Annotated in this window: 28 protein-coding genes and 1 pseudogene; 15 read left to right on the top strand and 14 right to left on the bottom strand. The window is 66.8% G+C overall.

Annotation, left to right across the window (positions count from 1 at the left end; all coding sequences use genetic code 11):
• The first annotated feature begins 114 nt into the window (after nt 1–114).
• From dnaK to VE25_RS01035, 6 genes are all read left to right on the top strand, one after another.
• Nucleotides 115–2,034, top strand: a complete 1,920-nt coding sequence (gene dnaK, locus VE25_RS01060) for a molecular chaperone DnaK (RefSeq protein WP_046106724.1) — start codon at nt 115–117, stop codon at nt 2,032–2,034.
• 191 nt (nt 2,035–2,225) lie between these two features.
• Nucleotides 2,226–2,546, top strand: coding sequence for a phosphoribosyl-ATP diphosphatase (locus tag VE25_RS01055; protein ID WP_046106746.1), 321 nt, complete (start codon nt 2,226–2,228; stop codon nt 2,544–2,546).
• A gap of 4 nt (nt 2,547–2,550) precedes the next feature.
• On the top strand, nt 2,551–3,501 hold the full coding sequence (gene coaA, locus VE25_RS01050) for a type I pantothenate kinase (RefSeq protein ID WP_244466835.1): 951 nt from the start codon (nt 2,551–2,553) through the stop codon (nt 3,499–3,501).
• 89 nt (nt 3,502–3,590) lie between these two features.
• Entirely contained in the window at nt 3,591–3,851 is a 261-nt protein-coding gene (locus VE25_RS01045) for a hypothetical protein (protein ID WP_046106722.1), read from the top strand.
• 74 nt (nt 3,852–3,925) lie between these two features.
• Entirely contained in the window at nt 3,926–4,477 is a 552-nt protein-coding gene (locus VE25_RS01040; RefSeq protein ID WP_046106721.1) for an NADPH-dependent FMN reductase, read from the top strand.
• A complete protein-coding gene (locus tag VE25_RS01035; RefSeq protein ID WP_046106720.1) occupies nt 4,477–5,082 on the top strand; it encodes a histidine phosphatase family protein in 606 nt (201 codons plus the stop codon). Before VE25_RS01040 ends, VE25_RS01035 begins: the two co-directional genes overlap by 1 nt.
• 215 nt (nt 5,083–5,297) lie before the next feature.
• Here the strand turns inward: VE25_RS01035 and VE25_RS01030 are convergent, their stop codons facing one another.
• A complete protein-coding gene (locus VE25_RS01030) occupies nt 5,298–5,750 on the bottom strand; it encodes a MarR family winged helix-turn-helix transcriptional regulator (protein WP_052731643.1) in 453 nt (150 codons plus the stop codon).
• 286 nt (nt 5,751–6,036) lie between these two features.
• Here VE25_RS01030 and VE25_RS23730 point away from each other — a divergent pair, with 286 nt between their 5' ends.
• Complete coding sequence (locus VE25_RS23730; protein WP_439328888.1) at nt 6,037–6,291, top strand: DUF4260 domain-containing protein; 255 nt, start codon at nt 6,037–6,039, stop codon at nt 6,289–6,291.
• A gap of 84 nt (nt 6,292–6,375) precedes the next feature.
• A complete protein-coding gene (gene pyrF / locus VE25_RS01020; RefSeq protein ID WP_046106719.1) occupies nt 6,376–7,074 on the top strand; it encodes an orotidine-5'-phosphate decarboxylase in 699 nt (232 codons plus the stop codon).
• Between the two features lie 169 nt (nt 7,075–7,243).
• Here the strand turns inward: pyrF and VE25_RS01015 are convergent, their stop codons facing one another.
• Nucleotides 7,244–7,594: a VOC family protein gene (locus VE25_RS01015; RefSeq protein WP_046106718.1), complete on the bottom strand. Its 351-nt coding sequence runs from the start codon at nt 7,592–7,594 to the stop codon at nt 7,244–7,246.
• Between the two features lie 193 nt (nt 7,595–7,787).
• Here VE25_RS01015 and dapB point away from each other — a divergent pair, with 193 nt between their 5' ends.
• Both dapB and VE25_RS01005 read left to right on the top strand, forming a co-directional pair.
• Complete coding sequence (gene dapB, locus VE25_RS01010) at nt 7,788–8,600, top strand: 4-hydroxy-tetrahydrodipicolinate reductase (RefSeq protein WP_046106717.1); 813 nt, start codon at nt 7,788–7,790, stop codon at nt 8,598–8,600.
• A 16-nt stretch (nt 8,601–8,616) separates the two neighbouring features.
• Nucleotides 8,617–9,231, top strand: a complete 615-nt coding sequence (locus VE25_RS01005) for a 2,3-bisphosphoglycerate-dependent phosphoglycerate mutase (RefSeq protein ID WP_046106716.1) — start codon at nt 8,617–8,619, stop codon at nt 9,229–9,231.
• A 379-nt stretch (nt 9,232–9,610) separates the two neighbouring features.
• On the opposite strand, the gene VE25_RS01000 is transcribed toward VE25_RS01005, so the two are convergent.
• Together VE25_RS01000 and VE25_RS00995 are read right to left on the bottom strand one after the other, a co-directional pair.
• A complete protein-coding gene (locus VE25_RS01000; RefSeq protein ID WP_046106715.1) occupies nt 9,611–10,489 on the bottom strand; it encodes a methylated-DNA--[protein]-cysteine S-methyltransferase in 879 nt (292 codons plus the stop codon).
• A 13-nt stretch (nt 10,490–10,502) separates the two neighbouring features.
• Complete coding sequence (locus VE25_RS00995; RefSeq protein ID WP_046106714.1) at nt 10,503–11,009, bottom strand: DUF2244 domain-containing protein; 507 nt, start codon at nt 11,007–11,009, stop codon at nt 10,503–10,505.
• A 50-nt stretch (nt 11,010–11,059) separates the two neighbouring features.
• Here VE25_RS00995 and nth point away from each other — a divergent pair, with 50 nt between their 5' ends.
• Nucleotides 11,060–11,752, top strand: a complete 693-nt coding sequence (gene nth / locus VE25_RS00990; RefSeq protein WP_046106713.1) for an endonuclease III — start codon at nt 11,060–11,062, stop codon at nt 11,750–11,752.
• A 149-nt stretch (nt 11,753–11,901) separates the two neighbouring features.
• Here the strand turns inward: nth and VE25_RS00985 are convergent, their stop codons facing one another.
• Entirely contained in the window at nt 11,902–12,351 is a 450-nt protein-coding gene (locus tag VE25_RS00985; RefSeq protein WP_083988643.1) for a DUF2214 family protein, read from the bottom strand.
• 97 nt (nt 12,352–12,448) lie between these two features.
• Between VE25_RS00985 and VE25_RS00980 the strand changes: the two genes are divergently transcribed.
• Entirely contained in the window at nt 12,449–13,453 is a 1,005-nt protein-coding gene (locus tag VE25_RS00980) for an adenosine kinase (RefSeq protein WP_046106711.1), read from the top strand.
• A gap of 296 nt (nt 13,454–13,749) precedes the next feature.
• On the opposite strand, the gene dnaJ is transcribed toward VE25_RS00980, so the two are convergent.
• The 7 genes from dnaJ to hisB form a co-directional block, all read right to left on the bottom strand.
• Nucleotides 13,750–14,886 carry a molecular chaperone DnaJ gene (gene dnaJ, locus VE25_RS00975; protein ID WP_046106710.1) on the bottom strand — a complete coding sequence of 379 codons (1,137 nt, stop codon included), beginning with the start codon at nt 14,884–14,886 and terminating at the stop codon, nt 13,750–13,752.
• Nucleotides 14,887–15,084: 198 nt separating this feature from the next.
• Complete coding sequence (gene hisF / locus VE25_RS00970; RefSeq protein ID WP_046106709.1) at nt 15,085–15,885, bottom strand: imidazole glycerol phosphate synthase subunit HisF; 801 nt, start codon at nt 15,883–15,885, stop codon at nt 15,085–15,087.
• Nucleotides 15,886–15,955: 70 nt separating this feature from the next.
• Nucleotides 15,956–16,276: a hypothetical protein gene (locus tag VE25_RS00965; protein WP_046106708.1), complete on the bottom strand. Its 321-nt coding sequence runs from the start codon at nt 16,274–16,276 to the stop codon at nt 15,956–15,958.
• Nucleotides 16,273–17,004: a 1-(5-phosphoribosyl)-5-[(5-phosphoribosylamino)methylideneamino]imidazole-4-carboxamide isomerase gene (hisA, locus tag VE25_RS00960; protein ID WP_046106744.1), complete on the bottom strand. Its 732-nt coding sequence runs from the start codon at nt 17,002–17,004 to the stop codon at nt 16,273–16,275. The genes VE25_RS00965 and hisA overlap by 4 nt, the downstream gene beginning before the upstream one ends.
• Entirely contained in the window at nt 17,001–17,654 is a 654-nt protein-coding gene (gene hisH / locus VE25_RS00955; protein ID WP_046106707.1) for an imidazole glycerol phosphate synthase subunit HisH, read from the bottom strand. The genes hisA and hisH overlap by 4 nt, the downstream gene beginning before the upstream one ends.
• Nucleotides 17,651–18,016 (bottom strand): DUF2628 domain-containing protein, encoded by a 366-nt coding sequence (locus tag VE25_RS00950; RefSeq protein WP_046106706.1) that lies wholly within the window; start codon nt 18,014–18,016, stop codon nt 17,651–17,653. The genes hisH and VE25_RS00950 overlap by 4 nt, the downstream gene beginning before the upstream one ends.
• Nucleotides 18,017–18,244: 228 nt before the next feature.
• Nucleotides 18,245–18,832, bottom strand: coding sequence for an imidazoleglycerol-phosphate dehydratase HisB (gene hisB / locus VE25_RS00945; RefSeq protein WP_046106705.1), 588 nt, complete (start codon nt 18,830–18,832; stop codon nt 18,245–18,247).
• A 346-nt stretch (nt 18,833–19,178) separates the two neighbouring features.
• Between hisB and hslV the strand changes: the two genes are divergently transcribed.
• The 3 genes from hslV to hslU are packed head-to-tail and all read left to right on the top strand — an operon-like array spanning nt 19,179 to nt 21,572.
• Nucleotides 19,179–19,739, top strand: a complete 561-nt coding sequence (gene hslV, locus VE25_RS00940) for an ATP-dependent protease subunit HslV (protein ID WP_046106704.1) — start codon at nt 19,179–19,181, stop codon at nt 19,737–19,739.
• A complete protein-coding gene (locus tag VE25_RS00935; protein ID WP_052731642.1) occupies nt 19,736–20,263 on the top strand; it encodes a GNAT family N-acetyltransferase in 528 nt (175 codons plus the stop codon). Before hslV ends, VE25_RS00935 begins: the two co-directional genes overlap by 4 nt.
• Entirely contained in the window at nt 20,256–21,572 is a 1,317-nt protein-coding gene (gene hslU / locus VE25_RS00930; protein WP_046106703.1) for an ATP-dependent protease ATPase subunit HslU, read from the top strand. Before VE25_RS00935 ends, hslU begins: the two co-directional genes overlap by 8 nt.
• Before the next feature lie 249 nt (nt 21,573–21,821).
• Here hslU and VE25_RS21605 read toward each other — a convergent pair whose 3' ends face one another.
• Together VE25_RS21605 and VE25_RS00920 are read right to left on the bottom strand one after the other, a co-directional pair.
• Nucleotides 21,822–22,349: a hypothetical protein gene (locus tag VE25_RS21605; RefSeq protein ID WP_052731641.1), complete on the bottom strand. Its 528-nt coding sequence runs from the start codon at nt 22,347–22,349 to the stop codon at nt 21,822–21,824.
• 46 nt (nt 22,350–22,395) lie between these two features.
• Nucleotides 22,396–22,522 (bottom strand): annotated as a pseudogene (locus VE25_RS00920) (IS5/IS1182 family transposase); the annotation flags it as partial.

Raw genomic sequence — 22,522 nt, 5'->3', positions numbered from 1 at the left:
GCAAGGCCGAAGATCGGCCAAATCCAAACCCGGGGAGCCCGGCCGGAAAGGGCCACGGAGCCGCCTGCTTGCGGGGACTCCACCAGGGGCTTGCTGAGACAAGAGGTAGACGAAATGGCAAAAGTAATCGGTATCGACCTCGGCACCACCAATAGCTGCGTTGCGGTGATGGATGGGTCCAATGCCAAGGTCATCGAGAACGCCGAAGGCGCCCGCACCACCCCGTCGATGGTCGCCTTCTCCAAGGACGGCGAGCGGCTCGTCGGCCAGCCGGCCAAGCGCCAGGCGGTGACGAACCCCGAAGGCACGCTCTTTGCCGTCAAGCGCCTGATCGGACGGCGCTACGAAGACCCGATGGTCGAGAAGGACAAGGGCCTCGTCCCCTTCAAGATCGTCAAGGCCGACAACGGCGACGCCTGGGTCGAGGCGGCCGGCGAAAAATACTCGCCCAGCCAGATTTCCGCGATGATCCTGCAGAAGATGAAGGAAACCGCCGAGAGCTATCTCGGCGAGACCGTCTCGCAGGCCGTCATCACCGTGCCCGCCTACTTCAACGACAGCCAGCGCCAGGCGACCAAGGACGCCGGCAAGATCGCCGGCCTCGAGGTGCTGCGCATCATCAACGAGCCGACGGCGGCCGCGCTTGCCTACGGCCTCGACAAGAAGAACTCGGGCACCATCGCCGTCTATGACCTCGGGGGCGGCACCTTCGACATCTCGATCCTCGAGATCGGCGACGGCGTCTTCGAGGTGAAGTCGACCAATGGCGACACGTTCCTCGGCGGCGAGGACTTCGACATGCGCCTCGTCGATTATCTCGCCGACGAGTTCAAGAAGGAGCAGGGCATCGACCTGCGCAACGACAAGCTTGCGCTGCAGCGCCTGAAGGAAGCGGCCGAGAAGGCCAAGATCGAGCTCTCCTCCTCGACGCAGACCGAGATCAACCTGCCGTTCATCACCGCCGACGCCTCGGGCCCCAAGCACCTGACGCTGAAGCTGTCGCGCTCCAAGCTCGAATCGCTGGTCGATGACCTCATCGCGCGCACCATCGAGCCCTGCCGCAAGGCGATGAAGGACGCCGGCGTTTCGGCCAGCCAGATCGACGAGGTCGTGCTGGTGGGCGGCATGAGCCGCATGCCCAAGGTCCAGGAAGCGGTCAAGCAGCTGTTCGGCAAGGAGCCGCACAAGGGCGTCAACCCGGACGAAGTGGTCGCCATGGGCGCCGCCATCCAGGCGGGCGTGCTGCAGGGCGACGTCAAGGACGTGCTGCTCCTCGACGTGACCCCGCTTTCGCTCGGCATCGAGACGCTGGGGGGCGTCTTCACCCGCCTCATCGACCGCAACACCACGATCCCGACCAAGAAGAGCCAGGTGTTCTCGACCGCCGAGGACAACCAGTCGGCCGTGACCATCCGCGTCTTCCAGGGCGAGCGCGAGATGGCCGCGGACAACAAGCTCCTCGGCAATTTCGACCTCGCCGGCATTCCGCCGGCCCCGCGCGGCGTGCCGCAGATCGAGGTGACGTTCGACATCGACGCCAACGGCATCGTCAACGTCTCGGCCAAGGACAAGGGCACCGGCAAGGAGCAGCAGATCCGCATCCAGGCCTCGGGCGGCCTTTCCGACGCCGACATCGAGAAGATGGTCAAGGAAGCCGAGGCCAACGCCGAGGCCGACAAGAAGCGGCGCGAGGCGGTCGAGGCCCGCAACCAGGCCGAGAGCCTCGTCCACTCGACCGAGAAGTCGCTCGCCGAATACGGCGACAAGGTCTCGGCCGAGGAAAAGGCCGCCATCGAGACGGCGATCGCCGACTTGAAGGGCGTGCTCGAGAGCGACGACGCCGAGGCGATCAAGGAAAAGACCAGCACGCTCGCCGAAGCTTCGATGAAGCTGGGTGAAGCCATGTACAAGGCCGCCCAGGCGGAAGCCGAGGCCAAGGCCGCCGGCACCGACAAGAGCGACGAGGACGTGGTCGACGCCGACTTCGAGGAAGTCAAGGACGACGACCAGGACCAGAACCAGAAGTCGGCGTAACGGCTGGCCGGCTCGAAGTTTCACGTGAATCGAAAGGCCCGGGAGCGATCCCGGGCCTTTTTCTTGCGCCGGGTTCCCCGGATTGCCCGGTTCCGGTTTTTGCTCTAAGGCAGGCACCGCTGCGGGCCACCCGGCAGGAGTGCTTCGCGCCATTCGCCCGAAGCGGCACCGGGGACATGGGAGAGTTCGGCATGCCCTTCACCCTCGAAGACCTCGACGCACGGCTGGAGGTCCGCGCCGGCGCCTCGCCCGAGGAGAGCTACACGGCCAAGCTCCTTTCCCGCGGCGTCGATAAATGCGCCCAGAAACTCGGCGAGGAAGCGACCGAGGCGGTGATCGCCGCGGTCACCGGCGACAGGGCCGAGCTCGCCAAGGAAGCGGGGGACGTGCTCTACCATCTCCTCGTCCTGCTGCGCGCCGCCGATGTGCCGCTGGCAACGGTCATGGCCGAGCTCGAGAGCCGCACGGCCCGGTCGGGCCTTGCCGAAAAAGCCGCCCGCAAGCCGGAGTAGACATTTGAACAAGCGCGTTCAGGGCCTCAACCCCTACCACCACTTCACCAAGGCGGAGTGGAGCAAGCTGCGCGACGGCGAGCTGATGACGCTCAGCGCCGAGGACCTCGAGCGGCTGCGCTCCCTCTCGGACCCGATCTCGCTCGAGGAGGCCGAGGAGGTCTACCTGCCGCTGACGCGCCTCCTCTCCTTCTACGTCGAGGCGATCCAGGGCCTGCATTCGGTCTCGACCCGCTTCCTCGGCCGGCCCGTCGGCAAGGTGCCGTTCGTCATCGGGGTCGCCGGGTCCGTCGCCGTCGGCAAGTCGACGACCGCGCGTATCCTGCAGGCGCTGCTCGCCCGCTGGCCGTCCTCGCCCAAGGTCGACCTGGTGACCACCGACGGCTTCCTCTATCCCAACGCCGTGCTCGAGGAGCGCGGCCTGATGCAGAGGAAGGGCTTTCCCGAAAGCTACGACCGCGCCCGGTTCGTCTCGTTCCTTGCCGACATCAAGTCGGGCAAGCCGAACGTCGCCTCCCCGGTCTACTCGCACCTCGTCTACGACGTGGTGCCCGGCGCCGAGATCGTCGTCGACCGGCCCGACATCCTCATCGTCGAGGGGCTCAACATCCTCCAGCCCGGCGAACTCCCCAGGACCGGCAAGCCGATCCTCTTTGCCTCCGACTTCCTCGATTTTTCCATCTTTATCGATGCCGACGAGGACGACCTCTTCGACTGGTTCATGGTGCGGTTCTTCCGCCTGCGCGAAACGGCCTTCCGCGATCCGACCTCGTTCTTCCACCGCTTCAGCCAGCTTTCCGAGGAGGAAGCGCGCGCCTATGGCCGGCGGGTGTGGGAGACGATCAACCTGAAGAACCTCAAGGACAACGTGCTGCCGACGCGCAGCCGCGCCGATCTCATCCTCAAGAAGGGCAAGAGCCACTTCATCGAGGAGGTGCTGCTGCGGCGGGTGTAGCGGTGAACCGCTTCTGAACCACGCTCTCAGCCTTGCTTCAGGCACCAGGACACAAGCTTTCCCCGTGACGCAAACACGGGGAATCCAAAATGCGCGACCTTGCAATTGTCCTCGCCATCGGAGCGAGTCTCACCACCCCGGCTCTTGCCGGACCCTTCAAGCCGTGGCCGGTCCAGCACCAGCAAATGCCCGCCGCCGCCGAACTCGACATGGTTTACGTGCAGAACACGCTGAGCCAGCGGCAGATGGCTCTGCAGATGACCACCAACCTCATGAACAGCATGAATGAGGCCACCAAGACCATTATCGGCAACATGGGTGGTTCGGGTTCGTCGGGCGACGACGACTGAGTGACGGCCCCCTTGCTTGTCGGACAAACGCGGGGCAAATTCGCTTGTCTCGCCAAGCAGTTCGGATCGCCCGCATGCCCACCGCCCTCACCCTCTCCGGTTCCATCCGCCAGGGCTCCTGGAACCGCGTGCTGCAAAGGCATGTGGGCAGAAGGCTGGCCGAGGCGGGCGTGGAGGTCACCGAGCTCGACCTCGCCGACTTTCCGATGCCGATCTTCAACGAGGACCTCGAGCCCGACAACGTGCCCGAGACGGCCGTGCGCCTGGCCGAACTGTGGCGCACCCACGACATCGTCTTCATCGCCACCCCCGAATACAATGGCGGCGTCGCGCCCTTGACGGTCAACACCATCACGTGGCTGTCGCGCCAGAAGCCCAGCCCCTTCCGCCATGCGGTCTTCGGCATCGGCGGGGTGTCATCGGGCAAGTACGGCACCATCTGGTCGCTCTCGCACCTCAGGGATTCGCTGACCAAGGTCGGCACCCTGATCGTCCCGACCCTGCTCGGTATCGGCCCGGCCGACGAGGCGTTCGACGAAAAGGGCGATCCGGTGGAGCCCGCCATCATCCGCAAGGTCGGCACCATGGTCAAAGAGCTCACCGAATTCAGCCGCGGCAGCGCCTGATGGTCCGCGCGCTCTACATCACCCACCCGCAGGTGGTCATCGACCCAAATGTACCGACGCCGCGCTGGGGCCTCAACGAAACCGGCCGCGCCCGCGCCGAGGCTTTTGCCGCCCGCGATATCCTGCCGGCCGGCTCGGCCGTCTTTTCCAGCACCGAGCGCAAGGCCGCCGAGCTCGCCGAGATCATCGCCAGGCCCATCGGCGCGCCGGTGACCTACGAGACCGATTTCGGCGAGAACGACCGCTCCTCCACAGGCTACATGGAGCCGCAGCGGTTCGAGGCGACCGCCGACCGGTTCTTCGCCTACCCGCGTGAGAGCGTCGAAGGCTGGGAGCGCGCCATCGACGCGCAGGCGCGCATCGTTTCGGCCGTTGCCCGGGCCCTCGCGAGCGTGCCGGCTGGCACTCTCGCGGTCTTTTGCGGCCACGGCGCCGTCGGCACGCTCCTCAAGTGCCACTGCGGAAACCGCGCCATCGCCCGCGACGAGGACCAACGCCGCATGGCCGACCCCGGCGGCGGCAACGCCTTCGTCTTCGACCTCGAGGCACGCGAGCTCTTCTGCGACTGGGTGGCGATGGAAGCCCTCGATCCGGGCTTGCTATGAGGCCATAGCGGTTTGGTCCCCCTCATCCGCCCCTACGGGGCACCTTCTCCCACGAAGGGAGAAGGGGTGGTGGTCCGCTCTGAAATCCGAGGTTTACACCAAGGTTGTGCGTCCGCACCCTCCCTTCTCCCTTCGTGGGAGAAGGTGGCTCGCGCGTAGCGCGAGACGGATGAGGGGGCCTCCTTCAGGGAAAGGGAGATCCTATCTCGGATGTCTCACCGCCCGTCGCCGGTCTCCGGCAGCCAGGGCGCCAACCCGAAGAGTTCCACCGCATCGGTCAGCGCCGCCGTCAGCGCGTCGAGCCGGGCAGGGTCGCTCGTTTGCGTGCGCAGGCGCACCGGTCCCGCCTTGGGCGCGGTCTCCAGCACCTCGAGGCCCTTGGCCGTAATCGCCACCACCCGCGCCCGCCGGTCCTCGGGGTTGGAGCGCACGATGACCAGTTCCAGCCGCCGCATCTCGTCCACCGCCTGCCCGAGGGTCGCCGCGTGCATCACCAGAGCCTTCCTCAGCGCCGCCAGCGGCAGCGCCGGCCGTTCGGCGAGGATGGTGAGGATCGAGAGCTGCAGCGGGGTCACGCCGAAGGCCTTGCGCAGCGCGTTGCCGTATTCGGCATAGGCGCGCTCGAGCCGGAGCCAGGCGACGGTGGCGGAGAGGGCTTGGACCTGCATGGAAGATGATATGGCGTCATAGGAAATCGAACGACGCTTGGTAGGCGTGTTCGGTGGGGAAGTCCAGCGGCCCCCCAGCGGCGCAGGCGCGTGACTTTCCCCCGCCGGCCGCTATTGTTCGTCTGCAGCGGAGGGAGAGACTCCATGAGCGGGAATGGCGGCAACGGCTTTGTCACGGGCACCGCGAGGACGATCCTGAGGGCCGAAGGCCTCGCGGTCTTCATCGCCGCAACCCTGGCCTATTTCCTCGATAACGCCGCCTGGTGGCTCTATCTCGTCCTTTTCCTTGCCCCCCGACCTCTCCTTCCTCGCCTATGGGGCGGGACCCAGGATCGGCGCGGCCGCCTACAATGCCGTCCATTCCTATGTCCTGCCGCTCATCCTCGCGCTCGCCGGCTGGTGGCTGGGGCAGGATCTCGCCCTCCACATCGCCCTCATCTGGCTCGCCCATATCGGCATCGACCGGGCCATCGGCTACGGCCTCAAATACCCCACGGCCTTCGGCCACACGCATCTCGGGCCCGTCGGCAAGGCGAAGTAGCTCCTATGCCGTCATAGCACCGCGCAGTTGCGCGGGGGCCGCGAATATGAGAGGGAAACCCGATCGGCAACATCGGAGGGATCCTTGGGCGCGCAACTCATCGTTGGGCTGGACGTTTCGACGCGGCACGAAGCGGAGGCGGTGGTCGAGGCCATCGGCGACGCCGTCACCCACTACAAGATCGGCTACCAGCTGTTCTATGGCGGCGACGGCTATGCGCTGGGCAAGGTTCTCATTGCCGCCGGCAAGAAGGTCTTCTTCGACCTGAAACTCCTCGACATCGACAACACGGTGGAAAAGGGCGTCGCCGCGATCGCGCAGACCGGTGCGGCGATGCTCACCGTCCACGCCTATCCGCGCGCGATGAAGGCGGCGGTCCGGGGCGCGGCGGGCTCGGGCCTCACGATTCTTGCCGTAACCGTCCTCACCTCGATGGACGATGCCGACGTCGCCGAGGCCGGCTACGCCCGCGACGCCGCCGGGCTCGTGGCGCTGCGCGCCGCCCAGGCCCGCGACATCGGCGTCGGCGGCCTCGTCGCCTCCGCCCACGAAGCGGAGATGGTGCGCGCGATCGTGGGCCAGAAGCTTGCCATCGTCACCCCCGGCATCCGCCCGGCCGGCAGCGATATCGGCGACCAGAAGCGGGTGATGACCCCGCGTGAGGCAATCAACGCCGGTGCCACCCACCTGGTTGTGGCGCGGCCCATCGTTGCCGCGGCCGATCCGGCGGCGGCGGCGAAGGCGGTGCTGGCGGAGATGGCGGGGGGTGTGCGGGTGGCCTGAAGCGTTCGCAAAAGGCCCTTGCTCGATTAAGGCCCCTCACCCGGCGCTACGCGCCGACCTCTCCCCCAGAGGGAGAGGTGATGCTGGGGCGGCACGGTGCCCACACCTCTCCCTCTGGGGGAGAGATCGACCCCGATAGGGGTCGGGTGAGGGGGCCTTCAGCCCTGCCTCAATACGTGTTGCGCAGCGTCTGGCTGAACACCAGCTGGTTGCCGTCGGGGTCGCGGAAGATCGCGGTCTTGGCGAAGTCCCCCGTGCGCTTGGCGACGGGGGTGATGCCCTGGATGGACAATTCCTCCAGCACTTCGGCCAAGTCCGAGACGATGAGGGTGACGAACGAGGAGCCGGCCCGGTCGGCGTCGGTGAAGACCTGCACCCAGCCGCCGGTCGAAAACTTCCACTCGGCCACCTCCGACATCGGCCGCGCGTCCGCCGGCCGCCCGAACAGGCGCTCGTAGAAGGTCATCGCCGCCGCGATGTCCTCGACGGCGATCCCGGCGAGCGCGTTGGTGATCGGCATGGGGCTTTTCCTCCGCGTCTTCTTGGTCGGCGCCGGACGGGCAGGGACCCCGGTTCCGGCACGCACGTTGGGTAAATCGGCAGGCATGACCGATCCATAACATGTTCGGTGTGGCAAGAGCAGGGTCGTGCCGGCAGTTGGCGTTCGCCGTTCGAATTGCTAAGAGGGGCCCGATCTTGTGGAGACGAGGACGATGGCGGATTTGAGGGTGGTCGTTGCCGGGGCCGGCGGACGCATGGGGGCGGCCAATATCCGCGCCGTCGCCGCCACCAAAGGCCTGACGCTCCACGCCGCCCTCGACCGGCCGGAATCCTCGGCCGTCGATGCCGACGCCGGCAGCCATTCGGGCATTGCGCCGCTGGGCGTCGCCATCACCGGCGACGTCGAAGCGGCTCTCGATGGGGCCGACGTCATCCTCGATTTCACCACGCCGACATCGAGCGTGGCGCTCGCCCGCCGCGCCGCCGAGCGCGGCCTCGTCCACGTCATCGGCACCACCGGCTGCACGCGCGACGAGGACGCCGAGATCGCGGCCGCCGCCCGGGCCGGCGCGCGCATCGTCAAATCCGGCAATTTCTCGCTCGGGGTCAATCTCCTCGCCGATCTGGTGAGGAAAGCCGCCGCGGCGCTCGCCGACTACGACATCGAGATCCTCGAAATGCACCATGCAAGGAAGGTCGACGCCCCCTCGGGCACCGCCCTGCTGCTGGGTGAAGCGGCCGCGCATGGGCGTCGCGTCGCGCTCGCCGAGACGTCTGTGCGGGTGCGCGACGGCCATACGGGTCCGCGCGTCGAGGGCAGCATCGGCTTTGCGGCGCTGCGCGGCGGCACCGTCGTCGGCGACCATACGGTGATCCTCGCCGGCCCCTCCGAGCGCATCGAGCTCTCGCACCGCGCCGAGGATCGGATGATCTTCGCCCACGGCGCGGTCAAGGCAGCCCTCTGGGCCGCCGACAGGCCCGCCGGGCTCTACACCATGGCCGACGTGCTCGGCTTGAACACTTAGCAAGGAAACGAGACCCATGACCGGCACCCTCATCCTCGTGCGCCACGGCGAGAGCGAGTGGAACCTCAAGAATCTCTTTACCGGCTGGCGCAATCCGGGCCTGACCGAAAAGGGCATCGAGGAAGCCCGCGCCGCCGGGCGGCTCCTGAAGGCCAAGGGGCTGGTGCCGGACCTCTATTACACCTCGGCGCTGGTGCGCGCGCAAAAGACCCTCGACCTGATGCTCGAGGAAATGGGGATCGAGAACGTCACCATCACCCGCAACGTCGCCCTCAACGAGCGCGACTACGGCGACCTTTCCGGCCTCAACAAGGACGATGCCCGCGCAAAATGGGGCGAGGAGCAGGTGCTGATCTGGCGCCGCTCCTACGATGTACCCCCGCCGGGCGGCGAGAGCCTCAAGGACACCGCTGCGCGCACGCTTCCCTATTACGAGGCCGAGATCCTGCCGCACCTCAAGGCCGGTAAGACCGTCCTCATCGCCGCCCACGGCAATTCGCTGCGCGCCATGGTCATGGCCATCGAGAAGCTCACCCCCGAGGAGATCCTGAAGCGCGAGATCGCGACGGGCCAGCCGACGATCTACAGGATCGGCACGGATGGGGAGTTGGCCGAGAAGGTGGCGGCTTAGGGCTCTTCATAGCTGAATGGAAACAGCGACCCCTTCGCCTCCCTCCCCCTTGAGGGGAGGAGAGCAGACCGGCGGTGTTTCCGTCCAATCGTGAAACGCTCTAGGACTCGCCATCAGCAGCTGCGCTCCGGTGCTCCCACACCCACCGGCTGTCACCCCGGCGCAGGCCGGGGCCCATCCTGAGATGCGGCACCAGCCGCAAGGTGTATGAACGAGGCAGGACACGCCCAGCCGCCGCCAGCCTGCTCGCCGATGTGTTCAGGGCTGGATCCCGGCCTTCGCCGGGATGACATCGGTGGGTGGGAAAGTTCTGGTGCCTGATTCACGTGGAACATTGCTCCGCTCCGCTTGACACCCGCGTTTCACGTGAATCGCAAAGTCAATGGGCGGCCGAGATCACGCCGGCTTCCCAGCCGAGGATGGCGCGCTTCCTCGGCACGCCCCAGTGGTAGCCGGTGAGGGCCCCCGAGGTGCCGACCACGCGGTGGCAGGGGACGACGAAGGAGATCGGGTTCTTGCCGACAGCGGCGCCGACGGCACGCGAGGCGGTGGGGCGCCCGATGTGGTTGGCGACCTGGGAGTAGGTCGTCGCCTTGCCGCAAGGGATCTTCAGCAGCGTCTCCCACACCTTCACCTCGAAATCGGTGCCGATCAGCACCACCCGCACCGGCCGGTCCGCCGACCAGCGCCCGGGGTCGAAGACATGGGCGATGACCGGCGCCACCCGCGCATCGTCGCGGGTGAAGCGGGCCCTCGGCCAGCGGTTGGCGAGATCCTCGAAGGCCTGTTCGACGGTGGTGTTCCCGTCGGCAAAGCCGAGGCCCGAGATGCCGTATTCGGTCATGGTGGCGACGGCCGTGCCGAAGGGCGAGGGCGCCGCGCCCCAGACCATGTCGATGCCTTCGCCCTTGGCGCGGAAGGCGCCGGGGGGCATGGCTTCGTAGGTGACGAAAAGGTCGTGGAGGCGCGAGGTCGAGGAGAGCCCGACCTCGTAGGTGGTGTCGAGGACGCTCTCCTGCGCCGCCAGCAGCGACTTGGCGTGGTCGAGCGCCACCGCCTGGGCGAAGGATTTGGGCGAGAGCCCGCACCAGCGGCGGAAGAGATCGGTCAGCTGCCGCTCGGAGAGGCCGAGGGCGCGCGAGAACCGTTCGAGATCGGCGACATCGGGCCCGTTCTCGCTGAGATAGCGGATCGCGGCCTGCACCGTCTCGTAGTCGGTTTCCGGAATGGCGGTCATGAGCTTGTTCATGACCCCAATATAGGCATCGGCATCAGCGCGGACGACCCGGTTTTGACGTGACCGATTCGGCCCGCGCCTGGCGCAGCGCCGTGCCGAAAGCCTTGCCGAAGCTCGCCTTTTCGTCGGGCGAGAGGAACGCGCCCACCTCGCTCTCCGTCTCGCCGCTCTTCAGCTTCAGGCCCGTGGTGCGCTCGTCGAAATCGCGCTCGATGACCAGCCGCACCGCGGTCGGCCTGAAATTGGCCTTGCTCAGTTCCCCCTTGGGGCCGACGAAGACGATCTCGAGCCGTCCCGGCCAGAGCGTCACCTCCTCGCGGCGCTTGCCGGCGCGCTGGGAGAGCCGCAGGGCGAGGACGATGGCGAGAAAGTCCAGGCCCATCAGGCCGGCGATCGGCAGGGCCCCGACCGAAAAGACCGTCAGCCCCGGCAGCGCCATCAGGACGAGCACCAGCCCCACCACGATGGCGATGGCCCGGGGGCTCATCCTGCGGGGCGGGGTCAAGACGGCGGCGAACAGCGGCGCGGGGATGTCTTGCATTGGCGGACGACTCTCGAAATCAGTATAGGCTCAACTTTGAAGGCGAGAGAATGGCAGCGGTGAAAAAAGCCCGCCCGCTTCCTCCGGAAGACGTGGAATCGATTTTCGCAACGTTCGCGCGCATCGATCCCGAACCCAGGGGCGAGCTCGAATACGTCAACGCCTTCACCCTGCTGGTCGCCGTCGTCCTTTCGGCGCAGGCGACCGACGCCGGGGTCAACAAGGCGACGCGCAAATTGTTCCAGCTCGCGCCCACCCCCGCCGCCATGGTTGCGCTGGGTCAGGACGGGATCGAAGCGCATATCCGCACCATCGGCCTCTATCGCAACAAGGCCAAGAACGTATTTCTGCTCAGCCAGAAGCTCATCGCCGAGCACGGCGGCGAGGTGCCCGATACCCGCGAGGCGCTGGAGGCGCTGCCGGGGGTCGGGCGCAAGACCGCCAACGTCGTCCTCAACATCCACTTCAAGCAGCCGACGATCGCCGTCGACACGCACCTCTTCCGCGTCGGCAACCGCACGGGCCTGGCGCCCGGCAAGACGCCGCTCGCCGTCGAGCAGGCGCTTTTGAAGACCGTGCCGGAGAAATATCTTCTCCACGCCCATCACTGGCTGATCCTGCACGGGCGGTATGTGTGCAAGGCGAGAAAGCCCGAATGCTGGCGCTGCGCGATCGCCCAGTGGTGCCGGTACGAGCCGAAGACACCGCTGCCCGATGTTCAGGCGAAAGCGATTGTCCGTTAGGCCGGTTGACCCCTCACCCGGCGCTTCGCGCCGACCTCTCCCCAGAGGGGCGAGGTGAATGCGGTGCTTGGGCTTGTATCGTGCACATCCACAGAGTCCCCTCGCCCCTCTGGGGAGAGGGACAGGGTGAGGGGTCTTCCAGTGAGGAGTTACAGCCCATACCCCCGCGCCATCGCGGCGGCGGCCAGCGGGATCAGCGCCAGCAGCAGCATCTCGACATGGATGAACCGGCGCGCCCGGCGCACCTCGGCCTCGGGCGGCACATAGGCCTCGTCGGCCTTGGCAGCCCGCCGCCAGCGCGCGATGGCCAGGGTCGGCGAGATCGAGATGACGCCGACGGCGACGAAAAGGCCGATCTTGGTCCAGAAGACCGGATTGGGGAAATAGAAGCCCATCCCCGCGTCGCCCCAGATCACCCGCGAGAAACCGGCGACGAGGACGAGCGTCGCAAACCCCCCATAGGCCGAATCGAGCCCGGCGAGCTGGACGATCCGCTTGCCCGAAAGCCCCGGGCGCAGCACGACCATCTCGGCAAAGATCAGGCCGACGACGGAGAAGACGGCCAGGTGATGCGCGTAGGCGAGAACGAGGTCGAGCACGTCTGTCTCCGCTTTGCATGGTCCGTTTGCGTTGCGGCCGTCACCGCTTTGCATTAAACCCCATGAGGATTTCTGACAGAGCTCTGGAGTTGCCGCAATGGCCGGAACCCGATTCGATGTCCTGACCATCGGCAACGCCATCGTCGACGTCATCGCGCCCATCGAAGAGGGATTCCTCGAGGCCGAAGGGCTCTCCGAAGGCATCATGCACCTCGTCGACGTCGACCGCTCCGAATACCTCTATTCGCGCATGCCCGAGGGCAAGCAGCAGATCTCGGGCGGGAGCGCGGCCAACACCGCGGCGGGCGTTGCGAGCCTCGGCGGGCGCGCCGCGTTCGTCGGCAAGGTGGCCGAGGACGAGCTCGGCGACGTCTTCGCCCACGACCTCGACCTCATCGGCGTCCACTACAACACCAGCCGCCTGATCCATGGCGCGGCCACCGCCCGCTCGATGATTCTCCTCAGCCCCGACGGCGAGCGCACGATGAACACCTATCTGGGCGCCTGCCATCAGCTGACCGAGGCCGACATCGCCGAAGACGAGATCGGGGCGGCTTCCATCACCTATATGGAAGGGTTCCTGTGGGATCCGGTCGAGGCCAAGAAGGCGTTCGTGCTGGCCGCGCACTACGCCCACAAGAACGAGCGCATGGCCGCCTTCACTCTCTCGGACCCGTTCTGCGTCGACCGCTACCGGCCCGAGTTCCTCGACCTCATCCGTTCGAAAACCATCGACTGCGTCTTCGCCAACGTCAACGAGGTCAAGTCGCTCTACCAGACCAATGACCTCGGCGAAGCGGTGCGCGCCATCGCCCAGGACGCCGACATCGCTGCCATCACCATGGGCGCCGAGGGCGCGATGGCGGTGATGAACGGCGAGATCGTCTCCGTGCCCGCCTTCCCGGTCGACCAGGTGGTCGACGCCACCGGCGCCGGCGATCTGTTCGCTGCCGGTTTCCTTCTGGGGATCGCGCGCGGCCAATCGCTCGAAACGGCGCTGACGATGGGGTGCCTCACGGCGTCCGAAGTCATCTCCCACATCGGCGCGCGCCCGCTGGTGGACCTGGAAGAGCTGACGCGGGCGCACGGACTGGCGGGGTAAGCGTTGGCTGCCCAAGGCACGTTGCAACGCCACCCACGATGTCGCGCAGGCCGGAATCCAGCCTGAGATCCCGTTAAGTCCGCAAGGTGTGTGAAGGCTATGGTGCCGCCACCTGGCGGGGTAGAGGAACCCCCTCATCCGCCCTTCGGGCACCTTCTCCCACGAGGGGAGAAGGGGTGGTGCCTGGCATAAGGCCTGAGCGTATTCAGATTTGCATTGAAACGGCGGTGAACCGCCTTCCCTTCTCCCCTCGTGGGAGAAGGTGGATCGCGCGCAGCGCGAGACGGATGAGGGCCTCAGGCCTCGAACATGCGCTTGAGCTTATGGAAGAACCCGTCCGAGGTCGGGTTGGTCTCCTCGGTCGTCAATCGCACGAATTCTTCCAGCAGCTCGCGCTGGCGCTTGGAGAGGTTCTGCGGCGTCTCGATGTCGAGCTGCACGTAGAGGTCGCCGGTCTCCTTGCTGCGCAAGACCGGCATGCCCTTGCCCTTGAGGCGCACGCGCTGGCCCGGCTGCGTGCCGGGCGCGACCTTGACCTTGGCGCGGGCCCCGTCGAGCGTCGGCACCTCGAACTCGCCGCCGAGCGCCGCCGTCGTCATGGCGATGGGCACGCGCGCATAAAGGTCCGCCCCGTCGCGGTGGAAGAGGTCGTGCGGCTTGATCGAAACGAAGATGTAGAGGTCGCCCGGCGGGCCGCCGCGGATGCCGGCCTCGCCCTCGTTGGCGAGGCGGATGCGGGTGCCGTCCTCGATGCCGCTCGGAATGTCGACGGCGAGCTTGCGGTTCTGCTGGCGGCGGCCCTGGCCGCCGCAGTCGGTGCACGGCTCGTCCATCATCTCGCCGCGCCCCTGGCAGACGGGGCAGGTGCGCTCGATGGTGAAGAACCCCTGTGCGGCGCGGACCTTGCCGTGCCCGCCGCACTGGCGGCAGGTATGGGTGCCGGTGCCGGGCTTTGCGCCCGAGCCGTCGCAGGTGGTGCAGGACACCAGCGTCGGCACGTCGATCTCGACCGTCTGGCCGAGGAAGCTTTCTTCCAGCGTGATCTCGAGATTGTATCTGAGGTCCGAGCCGCGCAGCCGCGAGGCGCCGCCCTGCCGGCCGCGCCCGCCGCCCATGAAGTCGCCGAAGATGTCCTCGAAGATATCGGACATCGAGGAGGTGAACTCGGGGCCGAACCCGCCGTTGAAGCCGTTGCGCCCGCCGCCGTTCTCGAAGGCGGCATGGCCGAAGCGGTCGTAGGCGGCGCGCTTCTGCGGGTCCTTCAACGTGTCGTAGGCCTCGTTGACTTCCTTGAACTTGGCCTCCGCCTCGGAGTTGCCGGGGTTGCGGTCCGGGTGGAACTGCATGGCGAGCTTGCGGTAGGCGCTCTTGAGGGACGCTTCATCCGCCTGCCGCTGGCACCCAAGAACTTCATAGAAATCGCGTTTGGACAAACCGTTCTCCTCGCGCCGTCTTCAAATGGCGCGCAAAGCCACCTTGCGCCGGACAGACCGTCGCGCTGAATTCATTTGCCTAAATGGCAACGAAACGCCCGGCCTGCAAGGGCGAAGCGGGCGTGAAGCTCTGCAAAAACGAACCGACCGATGCATTCGGCGCAAGGGTGCGGGGTTTCGACAACATCGCAAGGCGCTTCACGCCGCCAACCTGTCCATGCGCACGGGGATGCCGTGGTCGGCGAGATACTGCTTGGCCTGCCCGATCGTGAACGTGCCGAAGTGGAAGATCGAGGCGGCGAGGACGGCGCTGGCGTGGCCTTCCTTCACCCCCTCGACCAGATGGTCGAGGGTGCCGACGCCCCCCGAGGCGATGACCGGCACGTCGACCTCATCGGCGATGGCGCGGGTCAGGGCGAGATCGAAGCCGGCCTTGGTGCCGTCGCGGTCCATGGAAGTGACGAGGAGCTCACCGGCCCCGCGCTCGACCATTCTGGCGGCGAACTCCACCGCGTCGAGCCCGGTCGGGTTGCGCCCGCCATGGGTATAGATCTCCCATTCGGAGCGGTTGTCGCCGCCGACCGCCTGGAAGAGGCGCTTCTTGGCGTCGACCGAGACGACGATGCACTGGTTGCCGAACTTGTCGGCGGCTCGGGCGATGAAATCGGGATCGTTGACCGCGGCCGAATTGATCGAGACCTTGTCGGCCCCCGAGAGCAGGAGCTTCCTGATGTCCTCGATGGTGCGCACGCCACCGCCGACCGTCACCGGCATGAAGCAGTGCTCGGCGGTGCGCGCGACGACGTCGAAGATCGTGTCGCGGTTCTCGTGGCTCGCCGTGATGTCGAGGAAGGTCAATTCGTCCGCGCCCGCCGCGTCATAGGCGATGGCGGCCGCCACCGGATCGCCGGCGTCGACGAGATCGAGGAAGTTGACGCCCTTGACGACGCGCCCGTCCTTGACGTCGAGGCAGGGGATGATGCGGATCTTGAGGGTCATGCACGAACTCCGGGGAACAGAGCGGTATATAGGCGATCGGCGCGGCCTGTGAAACGCACGATCATGCCGGCTACCGCTGCCGGCGCCAGACGAGGTAGTGGGCGACGAGGACGAGGAGCCAGGCGGCGAGCGCCAGCGCCCCAATGGGAAGCGTTGCGAGCATGAACCAGCCCATGACGAACATCGTGTAAAGCGTTCCGCCCCAGTCGCTGCCGCCGATCATGCAGGGATGGATATCGCCTTCGTTGAGGGTGCAGCCATGCGCCTGCGCCAACCAGCCGGAAAGCGCGACGCTCGCCACCGGCCAGAGGGCGAAGACGAGGATGAGGACCAGGGCGAGGGCGTAGAGGACCCATGGGAACCGTCCGCGCCTCGCCCCCGCCGTGCTCATGCCGCCGCCTTCAGCCGCGCCAGTGCTTCACGTGAATCAATGCGCCCGTCATAGAGCGCGCGCCCGGAAATGGCGCCTTCCAGCGCCCGGTATTCCGGCCGGGTCATCGTCTCGATGTCGGCCATGGAGGCGAGGCCCCCGGAGGCGATGACGGGGATGGAGACGGCGCGGGCAAGCTCGAGCGTTGCCGGCCAGTTGATGCCGGTGAGGATCCCGTCGCGGTCGATGTCGGTATAGACGATGGCCGCCACCCCGGCGCCCTCGAAGCGTTTGGCGAGCTCGACCACGGAAAGCTCTGACGTCTCCGCCCAGCCTTCCACCGCCACCATGCCGCCCCGCGCATCGATGCCGACGGCGACCTGTCCGGGGAAGCGCCTGGCGGCCTCTTTCACCAGCGCCGGATCGCGCACGGCCACGGTGCCGAGGATGACGCGGGCGAGGCCTTTTTCGAGCCACGCCTCGACATGCGCGAGCGTGCGGATGCCGCCGCCGAGCTGCACAGGCATCTCGACCGCTTTGAGGATCGCCTCTACCGCCGCGCCGTTGCGGCTCTCGCCGGCGAAGGCGCCGTTGAGGTCGACGACGTGCAGGTATTCGAACCCTTCAGCCTCGAAGGCTTTCGCCTGCGCGGCCGGATCGTCGTTGAAGACGGTCGCCTGATCCATGTCGCCAAGCTTCAAGCGCACGCACGCTCCGTCCTTGAGGTCGATGGCGGGAAAGAGGATCACGGCCGCCACCCCAGGAAATTCTCGATGAGCTTTAAACCCAGCGCCTGGCTTTTTTCCGGGTGGAACTGGGTGCCGAACAGGTTGTCGCGGCCGACACACGCGGTCACCGGGCCGCCATAGTCGGCGGTGGCGAAGAGCGTTCCGGCGTCGGCGGTCTTCAGGTGATAGGAGTGGACGAAATAGGCGTGCAGCCCCTGCGGCCCGTCGGCGATGCCGGCGAGCAGCGGATGGGGTTGGGTGAACGCCAGCGTGTTCCAGCCCATGTGCGGGATCTTCAAGGCCGGGTCGGCGGGCGTCAGCTTCTCGACGGCGCCGGCGATCCAGCCGAGGCCGGGGGTGACGACCTTCTCGCGGCCCTCGTCGGCCATCAGCTGCATGCCGACGCACACCCCGAGGAACGGCGTGCCCTTGGCAATGACCTTCTCCTCCAGCACCTCGCGCATGCCGGCGACGGCATCGAGCCCGGCCTTGCAGTCGGCGAAGGCGCCGACGCCCGGCAGCATGATGCGGTCGGCCCGCCGCACGGCTTCCGGATCGTCGGTGACGATGATCTGCGGCGCATCGGCGAGGCCGGCCGCGACGCGCTCGAAGGCCTTGGCCGCCGAGCGCAAATTGCCGGCGCCGTAGTCGATGATGGCAAGGCTCGTCATGTGTCGCGCCCGAGCTTCAGCCAGACGAGCCGGGCGGTGTCCTCGGCCGGAGCCGTCAGATCGGCGCGATAACGCCAGCCACCGCGCCTCAGCGCCGCGCCGCGTATCGAGGCCGCGGCAAAGCCGAGCCAGGCGGCGAGCAGCACATAGAGCCAGAACGCGGCCGAACCGCCGATGAAGGGCGCGGCAAAGACCAGCGCCACGAGGGCGGCGGCATAACCCAGGAGCTCCAGCCAGAGCCCGTGTCGCAGCAGGAAGACCGGCGGCAGCAGGGTGGCTGCCCAGGAGAATTTCTCCGGCACGGCCTGCGGCGCCTCGTCGATCTTGCCGAATTTGGGCTCGTAGATGGCGTAGAGGGTCATTGGTGGTCTCCACTTACGTGGTGCACTTAGAGCAAAAGCCGGAGGGTTTAAAGGGTTCTTGGCGGCATCGAATTTGGTAGAAGGCCCCCTCACCCGCCGGCTGCGCCGTCGACCTCTCCCCCAAGGGAGAGGTGTCCCTCTGGGTGCCTGGGTGCCCCTCTTCACCTCTCCCTCGGGGGAGAGGTCGCCCGAAGGGCGGGTGAGGGGGCCTTCCTTCCCACAACGAAGCTAAAGCATGCCCTTGGTCGAGGGAATGCGGTCGCCCGCCCGCGGGTCGATCTCGACCGCCTCGCGCAGCGCCCGGGCCAGGGCCTTGAAGCCGCTCTCGGCGATATGGTGGTTGTTGTCGCCGTAGAAGGTCTCGAGATGCAGCGTGATGCCGGCGTTCATGGCGAAGGCCTGGAAGAACTCGCGAAAGAGCTCGGTGTCCATCTCGCCCACCTTGTCGCGGGTGTACTCCACCTTGAAGACGAGGAACGGCCGGCCGGAGACGTCGACGGCGCAACGCGTCAGCGTGCCGTCCATCGGCAGGTCCACGCTGGCATAGCGGCGGATGCCCTTCTTGTCGCCCAGCGCCTGGCGGACGGCCTGCCCCAGCGCGATCCCCACGTCCTCGGCGGTGTGGTGGAAATCGATGTGCAGGTCCCCCTTGGCGCGCACGTCGATGTCGATCAGCGAGTGGCGGGCGAGCTGGTCGAGCATGTGGTCGAGGAAACCGATGCCGGTCGCGATGTCGTGCGTGCCGGCGCCATCGAGGTTGACCTTGACGGCGATATCGGTCTCGTTGGTCTTGCGGACGATCTCGGCGGTGCGCATGGGTTTTTCCACTTGAAACGGCGCGTGTCCTTAGCATTTGCGGGGCAAGGGATAAAGATCGGGTGAATGGGTGGGTGCGTCTGCACCCAGTTACCTCCCCAACCACGATGTCACCCCGGCGAAGGCCGGGGCCCATCCTGAGATACCGCGCCAGCCGCAAGGTGTGTGAACGCGGCAGGAAGCTCGTAGCCGCACTTCCGGTGCTCGCTGATGTGTTCAGGGCTGGGTCCCGGCCTTCGCCGGGATGACATCGGGGGAGGCGAGCATCGTGCCCACCACCTCCCGCATTTGCATTCGCGCAGCCCGCGCCTAAATAGGAGGCAACAGTTCAGGAGTAATTCCCCAAATGAGTGACAACGATTTCCCGGGCTGGCACGGGACGACCATCGTTTCGGTCCGCAAGGGCAACAAGGTGGTGGTGGCCGGCGACGGCCAGGTGACCATGGGCCAGACCGTGATGAAGCACGGCGCCAGGAAGGTCCGGCGGCTTGCCGGCGGCAAGGTGATCGGCGGCTTCGCCGGCGCCACGGCCGATGCCTTCACGCTTTTCGAGCGGCTCGAGGCCAAGCTCGAGCAGTATCCCGAGCAGCTGATGCGGGCCGCCGTCGAGCTCGCCAAGGATTGGCGCACCGACCGGTACCTGCGGCGGCTCGAGGCCATGATGATCGTTGCCGACAGGAACGAGACCCTTGTCCTTACCGGCACCGGCGACGTCCTCACCCCGGACCACAAGGTCGCGGCCATCGGCTCGGGCGGCAACTACGCGCTCTCGGCGGCGCTGGCGCTGGCGCAGGCCACCGACCTCGACGCCGAGGAGATCGCCCGCCGGGCGATGAAGGTCGCCGAGGATATCTGCGTCTACACCAACGGCAACGTGACGCTCGAAGCCATCGAGCTCGACGCGTGACCTGTTCGATCCGGCGACTGACGGGTGACGACGTCGGGGCCTACCGGGCCATCCGGCACGAGGCGCTCCTCAACCATCCGGATGCGTTCGCCAGCTCGGCCGAGGGCTTTGCCAGGAAGAGCGACGAGGAGCTGAAGAACCTCCTCGAGCACCTTGCATTCTTTGCCGCAGAGACCACTTCGGGTGCATTGGGCGGAATCGTCGCCTTCATGCGCAGCGACGGCCCCAAGGAATCGCACCGCGGCTGGATGATCCAGGTCTATGTGCGGCCAGAGATGCGCGGCACCGGCTGCGGCCTTGCCCTCATCGAGGCGCTGGTCGAGCATGCCCGGCACCACGTGATCCAGGTGCACCTGGGCGTTGCCACCCACAACGAGCCGGCCATCCGGCTCTACAAGCGGGCCGGGTTTGAAATCTACGGAACCGAGCCCAGATATCTCTTCGTGAACGGTCGATTTGTCGACGAACACCTGATGGTGCGCTTTCTGGACAAGGCACCGCGAGAAAGTGACAAAAATGAGTGAAACCAATTTTTCCCCGCGCGAGATCGTTTCCGAGCTCGACCGCAATATCGTGGGCCAGAAGGACGCCAAGCGCGCCGTGGCGGTGGCGCTGCGCAATCGCTGGCGCCGCCAGCAGCTCTCGCCGGAACTGCGCCAGGAAGTGACCCCGAAGAACATCCTGATGATCGGGCCGACCGGCGTCGGCAAGACCGAGATTTCGCGCCGCCTCGCCAAGCTGGCGCAGGCGCCCTTCGTCAAGGTCGAGGCCACCAAGTTCACCGAGGTCGGCTATGTCGGCCGCGACGTCGAGCAGATCGTGCGCGACCTCGTGGAAGCGGGCATTTCGGTCCTGCGCGACAAGCGGCGGCGCGATGTCGAGGCGCAGGCGCACCAGAACGCCGAGGAGCGGGTGATCGACGCGCTCGTCGGCCATTCGGCGACGCCCTCGACGCGCGATTCGTTCCGCAAGAAGCTGCGGGGCGGCGAGCTCGACGACAAGGAGATCGAGATCGAGATGGCGGCCAATCCGGGCAGCCCGATGTTCGACATCCCCGGCATGCCGGGCGGCAGCGTCGGCATGATCAATCTCTCCGACATGTTCGGCAAGGCGTTTGGGCAGCGCGGCGTCAAGCGCAAGATGAAGGTCAAGGACACGCACGACATCCTCATCGCCGAGGAAGCCGACAAGCTCCTCGACCAGGAGCAGCTGAAGAGCGAGGCGATCGACCTGGTGGAAAACCACGGCATCGTCTTCATCGACGAGATCGACAAGGTGGCCGCGCGCAGCGACGGCGGCGGTGTCGTCGGCGGGCCTTCGCGCGAGGGCGTGCAGCGCGACCTCCTGCCGCTCATCGAAGGCACGACCGTCGCGACCAAGTACGGGCCGGTCAAGACCGACCACATCCTCTTCATCGCCTCGGGCGCGTTCCACGTGTCCAAGCCCTCGGACCTCTTGCCCGAGCTGCAGGGGCGCCTGCCGATCCGGGTGGAGCTGCGCGCGCTCACCCGCGAGGATTTCATCCGCATCCTCAACGAGACCGACAACAGCCTCATCAAGCAGTATGTGGCGCTGATGGGGACGGAAGGAGTGACGCTCGCGTTCACCGCCGACGCCATCGAGGCGATCGCCGACGCGGCGGTCAAGGTCAATTCCAGCGTCGAGAACATCGGCGCACGCCGTTTGCAGACGGTGATGGAGCGGCTGGTGGAAGACATCTCGTTCGACGCCCCCGACAAGGCCGGCGAGACCGTGACCATCGACAAGGCCTTCGTCGAAAAGACCGTCGGCGTCCTCTCGTCCGACACGGACCTGTCGAAGTTCGTGCTGTAAGGGCGGCAACGTCTTCCCGCCGCCGGCGGCTCCTGCGCCTCCCTCCCCCTCGAGGGGAGCACTATGTCCGCCAAGGGCACTGCGTCCCCTTCTCCCCTTGAGGGAGAAGGTGGCCCGAAGGGCCGGATGAGGGGTCAGGGATATCGCCACAGCACCTGCGATCGTGGCGGCATCGCAGACCCCTCACCCTGATTTTCCGCTGAACGCGGAAAATCTGTCCCTCTCCCTCAAGGGGAGAGGGGACGGGGCTCAATCGGCAGTTCCATGCGCCGCGTTGACCAGCACGCCGGTGCGCGTCTCCCCCAGTTCCAAAAGACATACATCGCGAGTCTCGCGCAATGGCGGGTCGAGCACGGCGGCGACCGCGACCAATGCGGCATCCATCGCCTCGGCGACATCGAGGGGCAAGGCCTCGATCTCGTTGCTCGTGCAGATGTCCTCGGGCGGATAGAGCCCGTTGGCGAGAAGCGCCAGCACGCCGACCGCGTTTTTCGCGAGCGCCCGCGACAGCACGATCCGCAGCTCCTCGGCGGTGCCGGCGTCGGTGCCGGGCTTCAGCAGCGGCACCAGGTCGAGCCAGGCGGCTTCGCCGGTCTCGATCCTGTCGGTCAGCGCATCCCATTGCGTGCCGGGCGATTCGCCGGCATTGAGCTTTTCCACCACCGCACCGGCATCCGACCCGTCGAGCATGGCGCGCACGGCCTGCGGCGTCAGCTCCTGCGCCCCGCAGGGAACGCTCAATGCGGCCAAGAGAGCGGCGGTGCAGAACTGGCGCATCGAAAATCTCCTCGACGCGCAGTCTAGTCCCGCCCGCGGGCATCGCCTAGGGCGTGGACTCATAAGCTTTAGTCCAGATGCGGATTGAAGCGAGCAGGACGGCGGCGAGGAAGTTTCTTGCCAGCTTGTCGAAACGGGTGGCGACGCGTCGGAACTGCTTGAGCCTGCAGAAG

The sequence above is a fragment of the Devosia geojensis genome, from assembly GCF_000969415.1.
Classification (GTDB): Bacteria; Pseudomonadota; Alphaproteobacteria; order Rhizobiales; family Devosiaceae; genus Devosia; species Devosia geojensis.
The sequence above is the reverse complement of the archived record's forward strand: the minus strand, read 5'-3'. Positions and strand labels throughout refer to the sequence as shown.

Bases quoted from the DNA above. Each gene is read 5' to 3' on its own strand.
- hisH (WP_046106707.1), bottom strand. From the start codon at position 17,654: ATGACGAGCCTTGCCATCATCGACTACGGCGCCGGCAATTTGCGCTCG.
- VE25_RS01055 (WP_046106746.1), top strand. From the start codon at position 2,226: ATGCCCTTCACCCTCGAAGACCTCGACGCACGGCTGGAGGTCCGCGCC.
- hisF (WP_046106709.1), bottom strand. From the start codon at position 15,885: ATGACCCTCAAGATCCGCATCATCCCCTGCCTCGACGTCAAGGACGGG.
- VE25_RS21605 (WP_052731641.1), bottom strand. From the start codon at position 22,349: ATGCGCCAGTTCTGCACCGCCGCTCTCTTGGCCGCATTGAGCGTTCCC.
- dapB (WP_046106717.1), top strand. From the start codon at position 7,788: ATGGCGGATTTGAGGGTGGTCGTTGCCGGGGCCGGCGGACGCATGGGG.
- VE25_RS00965 (WP_046106708.1), bottom strand. From the start codon at position 16,276: ATGAGCACGGCGGGGGCGAGGCGCGGACGGTTCCCATGGGTCCTCTAC.
- hslU (WP_046106703.1), top strand. From the start codon at position 20,256: ATGAGTGAAACCAATTTTTCCCCGCGCGAGATCGTTTCCGAGCTCGAC.
- VE25_RS01045 (WP_046106722.1), top strand. From the start codon at position 3,591: ATGCGCGACCTTGCAATTGTCCTCGCCATCGGAGCGAGTCTCACCACC.
- hisB (WP_046106705.1), bottom strand. From the start codon at position 18,832: ATGCGCACCGCCGAGATCGTCCGCAAGACCAACGAGACCGATATCGCC.
- VE25_RS01015 (WP_046106718.1), bottom strand. From the start codon at position 7,594: ATGCCGATCACCAACGCGCTCGCCGGGATCGCCGTCGAGGACATCGCG.
- VE25_RS00980 (WP_046106711.1), top strand. From the start codon at position 12,449: ATGGCCGGAACCCGATTCGATGTCCTGACCATCGGCAACGCCATCGTC.
- VE25_RS00950 (WP_046106706.1), bottom strand. From the start codon at position 18,016: ATGACCCTCTACGCCATCTACGAGCCCAAATTCGGCAAGATCGACGAG.
- dnaK (WP_046106724.1), top strand. From the start codon at position 115: ATGGCAAAAGTAATCGGTATCGACCTCGGCACCACCAATAGCTGCGTT.
- VE25_RS01040 (WP_046106721.1), top strand. From the start codon at position 3,926: ATGCCCACCGCCCTCACCCTCTCCGGTTCCATCCGCCAGGGCTCCTGG.
- nth (WP_046106713.1), top strand. From the start codon at position 11,060: ATGGCAGCGGTGAAAAAAGCCCGCCCGCTTCCTCCGGAAGACGTGGAA.
- VE25_RS00995 (WP_046106714.1), bottom strand. From the start codon at position 11,009: ATGCAAGACATCCCCGCGCCGCTGTTCGCCGCCGTCTTGACCCCGCCC.
- VE25_RS01005 (WP_046106716.1), top strand. From the start codon at position 8,617: ATGACCGGCACCCTCATCCTCGTGCGCCACGGCGAGAGCGAGTGGAAC.
- VE25_RS01030 (WP_052731643.1), bottom strand. From the start codon at position 5,750: ATGCAGGTCCAAGCCCTCTCCGCCACCGTCGCCTGGCTCCGGCTCGAG.
- hslV (WP_046106704.1), top strand. From the start codon at position 19,179: ATGAGTGACAACGATTTCCCGGGCTGGCACGGGACGACCATCGTTTCG.
- VE25_RS01035 (WP_046106720.1), top strand. From the start codon at position 4,477: ATGGTCCGCGCGCTCTACATCACCCACCCGCAGGTGGTCATCGACCCA.